This is a genomic window from Spirillospora sp. NPDC046719, assembly GCF_040645715.1.
Lineage (GTDB): Bacteria > Actinomycetota > Actinomycetes > Streptosporangiales > Streptosporangiaceae > Spirillospora.
Genome location: NZ_JBEYYT010000063.1, coordinates 23,691 through 32,657, shown reverse-complemented (window position 1 = coordinate 32,657; position 8,967 = coordinate 23,691). Strand labels below are relative to the sequence as shown.

At 72.1% G+C, this 8,967-nt stretch carries 7 protein-coding genes and 1 pseudogene; 1 reads left to right on the top strand and 7 read right to left on the bottom strand.

What is annotated here, in order from left to right; translation table 11 throughout:
- The 4 genes and pseudogenes from ABZ914_RS14115 to ABZ914_RS14100 form a co-directional block, all read right to left on the bottom strand.
- Positions 1–324, bottom strand: a pseudogene (locus tag ABZ914_RS14115) (4-(cytidine 5'-diphospho)-2-C-methyl-D-erythritol kinase); the annotation flags it as partial.
- Positions 325–354: 30 nt separating this feature from the next.
- On the bottom strand, positions 355–1,563 hold the full coding sequence (locus ABZ914_RS14110; protein WP_500193348.1) for a glycoside hydrolase family 26 protein: 1,209 nt from the start codon (positions 1,561–1,563) through the stop codon (positions 355–357).
- Positions 1,564–1,639: 76 nt separating this feature from the next.
- On the bottom strand, positions 1,640–2,578 hold the full coding sequence (gene rsmA / locus ABZ914_RS14105) for a 16S rRNA (adenine(1518)-N(6)/adenine(1519)-N(6))-dimethyltransferase RsmA (protein WP_500193347.1): 939 nt from the start codon (positions 2,576–2,578) through the stop codon (positions 1,640–1,642).
- A gap of 18 nt (positions 2,579–2,596) precedes the next feature.
- On the bottom strand, positions 2,597–3,391 hold the full coding sequence (locus ABZ914_RS14100) for a resuscitation-promoting factor (protein ID WP_500193346.1): 795 nt from the start codon (positions 3,389–3,391) through the stop codon (positions 2,597–2,599).
- Between the two features lie 681 nt (positions 3,392–4,072).
- Between ABZ914_RS14100 and ABZ914_RS14095 the strand changes: the two genes are divergently transcribed.
- Positions 4,073–4,465 (top strand): nuclear transport factor 2 family protein, encoded by a 393-nt coding sequence (locus ABZ914_RS14095; RefSeq protein ID WP_500193345.1) that lies wholly within the window; start codon positions 4,073–4,075, stop codon positions 4,463–4,465.
- 28 nt (positions 4,466–4,493) lie between these two features.
- Here the strand turns inward: ABZ914_RS14095 and ABZ914_RS14090 are convergent, their stop codons facing one another.
- From ABZ914_RS14090 to metG, 3 genes are read right to left on the bottom strand one after another with little or no spacing between them, the layout of a single operon-like run.
- A complete protein-coding gene (locus ABZ914_RS14090) occupies positions 4,494–6,167 on the bottom strand; it encodes an FAD-binding dehydrogenase (RefSeq protein ID WP_500193344.1) in 1,674 nt (557 codons plus the stop codon).
- A 53-nt stretch (positions 6,168–6,220) separates the two neighbouring features.
- The gene (locus ABZ914_RS14085) at positions 6,221–7,051 is read right to left on the bottom strand and encodes a TatD family hydrolase (protein ID WP_500193343.1); all 831 of its coding nucleotides are present in this window, start codon (positions 7,049–7,051) and stop codon (positions 6,221–6,223) included.
- Positions 7,048–8,850 carry a methionine--tRNA ligase gene (gene metG / locus ABZ914_RS14080; RefSeq protein WP_500193342.1) on the bottom strand — a complete coding sequence of 601 codons (1,803 nt, stop codon included), beginning with the start codon at positions 8,848–8,850 and terminating at the stop codon, positions 7,048–7,050. The genes ABZ914_RS14085 and metG overlap by 4 nt, the downstream gene beginning before the upstream one ends.
- Positions 8,851–8,967 lie beyond the last annotated feature (117 nt).

The window sequence follows — 8,967 nt, the reverse complement described above, 5'->3', positions numbered from 1 at the left end:
GGCGCTGCCGCCCGCCATGCCGCCCGCGACCGGGATCGCCTTGCGGATCCGCAGCCGCACCCGGGGCTCCACGCCGAGCCGGGACGCGACCAGCACCGCCGCCCGCGCCGCCAGGTTCCGGGCGTCGGCCGGGACCCGGCCGATCGCCACCCGGGAGTACGGCGCGGCCTCGACGGCGAGTTCGAGGCCGTCGGCCGGCTCCGCGGTCAGCTCGTCGAACAGCGACACCGCGTGGAACACGTTCACGAGGTCGTGGTAGCCGTCCTCCCGGATCGGCCCGACCCCGAGCTGAAGGTTGACCTTTGCGGGGACGCGTACCCTCACTGCGCTCACTCCAGAACCCTACGGGAGAGATCAGCCTCCGCTCGTCACGGGGAGGTTGCGGGGATTGAAGTACGGCGTGGTCGCCAGCTCCCGCAGCGCCGACACCGCGTGCGTGTCGCCCGTCACCGAGTACGCGCGCCGCTTGTCCCGGGGTTCCTCGACCTGCTCGTCGGAGTCGAAGTAGACGACGGCCTTGACCTGCGGGTCCTCCAGGGTCTTGGTGGCGGCGCGCAGCCACTCGGCGCGCCGCTGCCCGTAGGACTTCGGCACTCCGAACTCGGCGATCATGATGGGCTTGTGCCGGTTCCTGGCCCACTGCATGAACAGCTTCAGCGTCTCCGACAGGTCCCGGTACTCGTAGTCGGCGCCGGGCGGCGCGTCCGCGCAGATCCAGTCGACCTGGTCGTCACCGGGATAGAAGGCGCCCGCGTTCGGCGCGCCGAACCCGCGCGCGCTCGGGCACCACACCCAGGCGACGTTGTCGACCTTCTCCGCCGTGAAGATCTGCCGCAGGTGCTTCCACGCGGCGATGAAGTCCGCCGGCGAGTGCACCCGGTCCTTGAGCGACGACCGGTCCATGTCGCGGGACCAGCGCAGGAACACCGGCTTGCCGGTCGCCTTGATCGCCTTCGCGCGGGCGCGGATCAGCGCGTCGTACTTGCCCTGGACGATCTCCTTGGTGTCGGCGCCCGCCCAGGTCAGCAGCAGGTACCGGTTGCTGCCGACCACCGAGGTGTCCAGCCCGGCCGGGAAGTCGGACTTCCAGCCCCGGTAGCTCTGGACGATGTCCAGCTGCCGTCCCATGTCCCGCTCGAACGCGGCCACGGGCGCCATGCCCGGCTTGTCGGCGTCCTTCCCGGTCGGGCCACTCGACGCGGCGCCCGACGGGCCGCCGGACGCGGTGCCGGACGGCGACTCGGACGCGGTGCCCGACGCCGTCGACGACGGCGACCTCGTCGCCGCTCCGCCCACGGCGGGCGGCACCCACGCGCCGAAGTAGGCGCCCTGCGCCGGCGGCGTCGGGGCGATGCCCGCCCGCGCGGTCGTCGTTATCTTCGGGGCAGCGCCGGCTCCGTCACTGCACCCCGCCGCCACCGTCGCGACCAGGCCGCCCGCCGCGACCAGCGCCGTCGCCGCCAGCGGCAGCCGGGCCCCCCGCGCCCCGCCGGGCCGGAAGGCGCGCGCCGTCCGGGCCCGCTCGGTCCCCGCCCGCGCCGTCCGCGAACGCGCCTTCACCATCGCCCTCCGACTCCTCCGTGTCCATCGCTCCGGCGTCCGTCCCGCCGGAGCCGCTCGCACCGGCGCCCGTCCCGTGTCAAGCCCCGTGGGAACCCGCCGTGCCGGGGTCCGTGCCGGGCCCGGCGGAAGCCGCCGGGGCGCCGCGAGCACCATCCCCCACGATGGAAGGACCATACTCGGCAATACGGGCGAAGGCGGCCACGTCCAGAGCTTCGCCCCGCGCCCGCGGATCGACGCCCGCCGCGCGCAGCGCCCGCTCCGCCTCCGCCGCCGACCCCGCCCAGCCCGCCAGCGCCGCCCGCAGCGTCTTGCGGCGCTGCGCGAACGCCGCGTCCACCACGGCGAACACCTGCGCGCGGGACGCCGCGGACGCCGGCGGGTCGCGCCGGGTGAACGCGACCAGCCCGGAATCGACGTTCGGCACCGGCCAGAACACCGCCCGGCCCACGGGCCCGGCGCGGCGCGCCTCCCCGTACCAGGCGAGCTTCACCGACGGCACCCCGTAGATCTTGCTCCCGGGCGCGGCCACCATCCGGTCGGCGACCTCCGCCTGCACCATGACCAGCGCCGACCGCAGCGACGGCAGCACGTCCAGCAGATGCAGGACGACCGGCACCGCCACGTTGTAGGGCAGGTTCGCCACCAGCGCCGTCGGCGCCGGCCCCGGCAGCCGTGTGATCTTCATCGCGTCGGCGCGCACGACCTCCAGCCGGTCCGCGAGCGCCGGCTCCCGCGCCGCCGCTGTCGCGGGCAGCTCCGCCGCCAGCACCGGGTCGATCTCCACCGCGACCACCCGCCGCGCCTCCGGCAGCAGCGCCAGCGTCAGCGACCCCAGCCCCGGCCCGACCTCGATGACCACGTCGTCCGGGCCCAGGTCCGCGGCCCGCACGATCCGCCGGACGGTGTTCGCGTCGATGACGAAGTTCTGCCCGAGCGTCTTGGTCGGCCTGATGCCCAGCCGCGCCGCCAGCTCCCGCACGTCCGCCGGCCCGAGCAGCCCCTGTCTGTCCCCCACGAGAACAAGTGTGGCAGGTCAGGAGAACAGGAACTTCCCGCATACCGGCCACTGCCCCTGCCAGCGCCCGTTCACCCGGTTGTAGAGCAGCTGCGCCCGGTACGTCTGCTCCCCCGCGCTCGCGTCCGACGGCTTGCCCGACCCGCCGACGGACGCCCACGACGAGATCGAGAACTGGTACAGGCCGTAGTAGCCGGACGGGTTCACCGCCTTCGGGTTGCCGTGCGACTCGCAGTTGGCCAGGCCCGCCCAGTTCAGCCTCGCCGCCGCGCCCGTGCCCGCCGACTTCGGGCCGACCGCCACGATCCGCGCGACCGGCTTGCGCTTCACCTTCCGCGCGATGACCGCCTTGACCTTCTTCCCCTTGCGCCGCACGTACGCCGTCTGCACGATCGTGACGCCGGCCCGGCCCTTGCGCAGCTCCTTCTGCGACCAGGGCGGTACCGACGCGCTCTTCTTCTCGATCGTGGGCGCCGGCACCTGGACCGTCTTCGTCACCGGCTTCGACAGCAGCCGCAGCACCTTGATCACTTCGCCGGCGGGCTGCTCGCGCGCGGGCTTCACCAGGTCGAAGCGGCCGAGCTTCACGCCCGCCTGGTCCAGCACCTGCTGGACGGTCGTCCCGGTCGTCATCGTCGTCGTCCTCTTCCTGTCCACGACGATGACGACCTTGCGCGGCGCCGGCGCGGACGTCTTCGGCGCGTCCGCCGCACGCACGGTCGACCGCGGGTTCGGCGATTCGCCGCCTCCGCACGCCGACGCCAGCAGGACCGTCGCGATCAGGACAGCAGAAGTCGCAGGGGCTCGACGCACCGTTCCTCCAGGGGGAGCCGAGCGGGCCTGGGGGGGCGCCCGCCCAACGGCCAGACACTAGAGCGGAACGCCCGCCGCCCGCCACCTCAACGCCCACATGCGCCCCCGCTCCCCCTCGGGTAAGGGGAAGCGAACCCGAACGGCCATGTTCACAGAGTCACCACTTGACTACTTTCTGTAATCGAGAGTCCACCTCGAAGAGAAGGGAGCCCACGCCGAACGCGGGTGTCCAGGGCGCGGAAGCCCGCGAAGAGGCCAGGGGGCCGGTGCGGACGGCCAGAGCCCGGCCGTCCGCACCGTCCTTAATGCTTTGTTCTCGGCGTCAGGCGCTGGGGCGCCTTCCTTCAACGAACAAAGCGGCGATCCTGTGTTCATTGCACCGCCCTTGGCGGTCGGGCCCTGGGGGCCCTCCCTTCAACGGGCGCTGCGGCGATCGCTGCATCGCTCCGACTCGCCCTGGGGGCTCGCTGCGCGATCAAGTTCTCGCAAGCTCGAACTTGGCTTCGCACGCGATCGCAACGCTCGGGTCGCTGCGGGCTGGACTTAAGGACGATCGCCTTCCGGCCCGTCCGGAGTGCCGCCCCCGTCCGCGCCTCTCAAGGCTCTACCGTGAGGTCCTTGCGTGACGGCTCATCACCCATGCGGGGACTTCGACCATGAGCAGCGAAGGTGAGCAGGACAATGGATCGTGACGCCGAGACCCGGGCCAGGCTGCGGGAGCACTGGGAGGCCTCCGAGCGCGGGGACATCGAAGCCGAGCACGCGATCTACGCGCCGGACGCGATCCTCGACTACCCCCAGTCCGGGGAGCGCTTCCGGGGCAGGTCGAACATCCAGGCACAACGCGGCGGACACGCCGCCGAACGCCACTTCACCGTCGTGCGGATCCAGGGCGGCGGGGACCTCTGGGTGAGCGAGTGCGTGATCACCTATGACGGTGCGCCCACCTGGTCGGTGAGCATCATGGAGTTCACCGACGGTCTGGTGACGCACGAGACCCAGTACTTCGCCGACCCCTTCGAGCCGCCTTCCTCCCGCGCGGCCCTCGCCGACCCCATCCCTGACCGTCCATAGCGCGACCGGTGCCGCGTCTCGCCGGAAGTCAGGCGGTTGCTTGGGTGGTTGCTTGGGCGGCGGCTCGGGCGGTGAAGAGGCAGCCGCCCAGGAAGGTGCCTTCCAGGGCGTTGTAGCCGTGCACACCTCCGCCGCCGAACCCCGCGACCTCCCCCGCCGCGTACAGGCCGTCGATGGGGCGGCCGTCGAGGCCGAGGGCGCGGGAGTCCAGGTCGGTCTGGATGCCGCCCAGCGTCTTGCGGGTCAGGACGTGCAGCTTCACGCCGATCAGCGGCCCGGCGGACGGGTCCAGGATGCGGTGCGGCACGGCGGTGCGGCTGAGCCGGTCGCCGAGGTAGCGGCGCGAGTTCCGGATGCCCTGCACCTGCGCGTCCTTGCCGAACGGGTTGGCGATCTGCCGGTCCCGGGCCTCGATCTGGCTCCGCAGCAGCGCGGCGTCCAGGAGCGGCTCGTCGGTGAGGGCGTTCATCCCGTCCACCAGTTGCTCCAGGGTGCGGGCGACGACGAAGTCCGCGCCGTGCCGCTTGAACGCCTCGACCGGGGCGGGCGCGCCCCTGGAAAGGACGCGTTCGCGCAGCACCGCCCTCCGGTCGCCGCTGGTGAGGTCGGGGTTCTGCTCCGAGCCCGACAGCGCGAACTCCCGCTCGATGATCTTCTGGGTGAGGACGAACCAGGAGTGGTCGTAGGCGGCGATGCCGGGGTCCGTGCGCAGGTGTTCGAGGGTGGAGAGGGTGTCGTAGCCGGGGAGGCAGGGGGCCGGGAGGCGCCGTCCCAGGGCGTCGAACCACATCGGCGACGGGCCCGGCAGGATCCTGATGGCGTGGCCGGGCCAGATCGGGTCCCAGTCGCGGACGCCCTCGGTGTAGTGCCACATCCGGTCGCGGTTGACGAGGCGGACGCCGGCGGCGGCGCTGATGTCGAGCATCCGCCCGTCCACGTAGGCCGGGACGCCGGTGATCATGTGCGCGGGTGCGGTGCCGAGGCGGTCGGGCCAGTAGCGGCGCACCATCTCGTGGTTCCCGCCGATGCCGCCGCTGGTGACGATCACCGCCTGCGCCGACAGCTCGAACGCCCCGGTCTCCTCGCGGTTGGACGCGACGCCGCGCGGGGAGTCGTCGTCGGCGAGGACGGCGCCGTGCACTCCGGTCACGGCGCCGTTGGTCAGGACCAGGCCGTCCACGCGGTGGCGATGGTGGAAGGTCAGCAGGCCCTCGTCGGCGGCATGGCGGGCGCTGCGGACGAACGGCGCGACGATGCCGGTGCCCGTCCCCCACGCGATGTGGAAGCGCGGCACGGAGTTGCCGTGCCCGTCGGCGCGGAGGTCGCCGCGCTCCGCCCAGCCGACCACCGGGGTCAGCCGGACGCCGTGGGACGCCAGCCACGCCCGCTTCTCCCCGGCGGCCCACTCCACGTACGCGCGCGCCCACCGGGCCGCCCAGGCGTCCTCGTCGTCGAGGCGGTCGAAGCCGGCGCTGCCCTGCCAGTCGCTCCAGGCCAGGTCGAAGGAGTCCCGGACGCGGAGCCGGCGCTGCTCCGGGGTGTCCACCAGGAACAGGCCGCCGAGCGACCAGTACGCCTGGCCGCCGAGGTTCGCGGCGTTCTCCTGCTCGACCAGCGCCACGCGGCGTCCGCGCGCGGTCAGCTCGTGCGCGGCGACCAACCCGGCCAGCCCCGCCCCGACGACGATGACGTCCGCGTCCATGCCGCCTCCCCTCCCCTGGCCTATGCCCGGGGAGAGGAGGCCCGCACCTCCGGCTACCAGCCGCCGAAGGTGCGTTCGCCGTTGGCGGCGATGGCGGCGCACAGCTCGGCGAGGTCGACGTTCTTGACCTCCGCCATCGCGCGGACGGTGTGCGGGATGAGGTACGACGCGTTCGGCTTGCCCCGGTTCGGGACCGGGGTGAGGAACGGCGCGTCGGTCTCGACGAGGACGAGGTCGAGCGGCGCGACGCGCAGCGCCTCGCGCAGCGGCTCGGCGTTCTTGAACGTGACGTTCCCGGCGAAGCTCATCACGTAGCCGCGGTCGGCGCAGACCTTCGCCATGGCGGCGTCGCCGGAGAAGCAGTGGAACACCACCCGCTCCGGCGCGCCCTCCTCCCGCAGGATCGCCAGCACGTCGTCATGGGCCTCGCGGTCGTGGATGACCAGGGCCTTGCCGGTGCGCTTGGCGATCGCGATGTGCGCGCGGAACGACGCGTGCTGGTCGGCCTTCGGCGCCCAGTCGCGGTAGTAGTCCAGGCCCGTCTCGCCGATCGCCCGCACCTTCGGGTGCGCGGCCATCGCCTCGATGTCGTGCAGGACGTCGTCGTTGATGCCCGTCGTCTCGTTCGGGTGGATCGCGACGCCCGCGTAGACGTCGTCGAACTCGGCGGCGGCGTCGACCGCGAACCGCGAGGACGGCAGGTCGCAGCCGATCGTCACGATCCGGGTGACGCCCGCCGCCTTCGCCGAGTGCAGCTGCTCGCTGACCGGCGTGTCGACGATGTCGAGATGGCAGTGGCTGTCGAACACGTCGACCGGGAGCCGCTCGGGCAGCGGCGGGAAAGACCGGGCGGCCTCGCCGCCCTGGCCGTCCGCCGGGCTCACTCCGCCTCCAGCCGGGCGAGTTCCTCGTCCACCACGGACGCGTCGAGCTTCTTGAACAGCGGGGTCGGCTTGGCCAGCGGGACCCCCGGCTTGATCGGCGTGGACTCCCAGCGCGCCGCGGTGGCGTAGTCGCCGGTGAGGACCCGGTAGTCGGGGCCGCCCTCCTCCGAGACCGTCTCCAGCCGCGGCATGCCGCTCCACTCGCCCTCGCCGCCGAGCAGCTCGTACACCTTCTGCGAGGAGTTCGGCAGGAACGGGGTCAGCAGCGTCTTGGCGTCGTCGACGACCTGCAGCGCGGTGTGCAGGATCGACTGGACGCGGGCCGGGTCGTCCTTCAGCTTCCAGGGCGCCTGGTCCGACAGGTAGCGGTTGGCGTCCCGGACGACGTCGAGCGCCTCGGTGATCGCGTTCTTGAAGCGCGACCGCTCCAGCTCGGCGCCCACCGCCGCGAACCCGTTGCGGCTGCGCTCCATCAGGGCGCGGTCGGCGTCGTTGAGGTCGCCCGGCTCGGGGATCGCGCCGAAGTTCTTCGCGGCCATGTTCACCGACCGGTTGACGAGGTTGCCCCACGCGGCGACCAGCTCGTCGTTGTTGCGGCGGACGAACTCCGACCAGGTGAAGTCGGTGTCGTTGTTCTCCGGGCCGGCGACGGCGACGTAGTAGCGCAGCGCGTCGACGTCGTAGCGCTCCAGGAAGTCCTTGACGTAGATGACGACCTGGCGGGACGAGGAGAACTTGCGGCCCTCCATCGTCAGGTACTCCGACGACACGACCTCGGTCGGGGTGTTCAGCACGCCCAGCGAGCCGGGCTCGCCGCCCTTGTCGCCCCGGCCGCTGTAGCCGAGCAGCATCGCCGGCCAGATCTCGGCGTGGAAGACGATGTTGTCCTTGCCCATGAAGTAGTAGGACAGGGCGTCCGGGTCCTGCCACCAGGCGCGCCACGCGTCCGGGTCGCCGGAGCGCTTCGCCCACTCCACGGACGCCGACAGGTAGCCGACGACCGCGTCGAACCAGACGTACAGCTTCTTCGCCGGGTTCTCGCGCCAGCCGTCCAGCGGGATCGGCACGCCCCAGTCGATGTCGCGGCTGATCGCCCGCGGCTGGATGTCGTCCAGCAGGTTCAGCGCGAACTTCACCACGTTCGGCCGCCACGCCAGCGACCCGCTCTGCTTGCCGCGCAGGTACCGGCCGAGCACGTCGGTGAAGGCGGGCAGGTCGAGCATGAAGTGCTCGGTCTCGACGAACTTCGGCTTCTCGCCGTTGATCCGCGACACCGGGTTGATCAGGTCGACCGGGTCGAGCTGGTTGCCGCAGTTGTCGCACTGGTCGCCGCGCGCGCCGTCGTACCCGCAGATGGGGCAGGTGCCCTCGATGTAGCGGTCCGGCAGCGTCCGGCCGGTGGACGGCGAGATCGCGCCCATCGTGGTGGTGGGGAAGATGTAGCCGTTGTCGTAGAGGCCCTTGAAGATCTCCTGGACGATCGCGTAGTGGTTCAGCGTGGTCGTCCGGGTGAACAGGTCGTAGGTCATGCCGAGGCCGTGCAGGTCCTCGGCGATCACGCCGTTGTAGCGGTCGGCCAGCTCGCGGGCGGTCACGCCCTCCTTGTCGGCCTGCACCTGGATCGGCGTGCCGTGCTCGTCGGTGCCGCTGACCATCAGGACCTGGTTGCCCGCCATCCGCTGGTAGCGGCTGAACATGTCGGCGGGCAGCGCGAAACCGGAGACGTGCCCGATGTGACGGGGCCCGTTGGCGTACGGCCAGGCGGGCGCGGTCAGGATGTGTCGGCTTGACGAGGACATGGAATCAAGGGTAGTCGCGCCGCCCCGTTGAACCGCACGGATATCGCCACCTGTGGATGACTCCGGGAGCGGGACGCCGGCTGGAAGGTTGCTGCAGATCCGGTACGGCCGACTACG